Below are 447 nucleotides of genomic sequence, written 5' to 3'. Positions count from 1 at the left end.
ATGGCGCGGGCCAGGCTGGCCTGTGAGAGTTCGCCCAGGTGGCTGTTGATCAGGCGACCATCAGGTTGGTAGAAGAGGGTGGTGGGCAAGGCCATGGAGCCGACGGCCTGGCCGAGGCGGCCGCTGGCGTCGAACAGCACGTTATCCAGGTTCAGGCCCTGGGTCGCCAGATAGGTGGCGACGCTTTGCATGCTTTCGGCCTGGTTGACGAACAGGAAGGTCACGTCCGGGCGCTGGCGCTGGGCACTTTCCAGTACCGGCATTTCGCGCCGGCACGGCGGGCACCAGGTGGCCCACAGGTTGATCACCAGCGGGCCGCCCTTGTAGTCGGCCAGTTGCACGGTTTCGCCATTGGCGTTGCGCAGGGCAATGTCCGGCAGGTGCGTGCCTTTTTCGTAGAGGGTCAGGGACAGGCTGGTCAAGGCCCAGAACGCCAGGCCGGTGATC

The 447-nt window shown here is 65.5% G+C and carries 1 protein-coding gene; it reads right to left on the bottom strand.

Going from position 1 to position 447, the window contains the following annotated elements:
* Window positions 1–447: TlpA disulfide reductase family protein (locus HX846_RS35075; RefSeq protein WP_178967241.1), on the bottom strand; the 447-nt coding region annotated here is incomplete at both ends.

This window comes from Pseudomonas sp. K5002 (genome assembly GCF_013386655.1).
Taxonomy (GTDB): domain Bacteria; phylum Pseudomonadota; class Gammaproteobacteria; order Pseudomonadales; family Pseudomonadaceae; genus Aquipseudomonas.
Note: the sequence above shows the minus strand (reverse complement) of the source record. Positions and strands in the feature narration are given on the sequence as shown.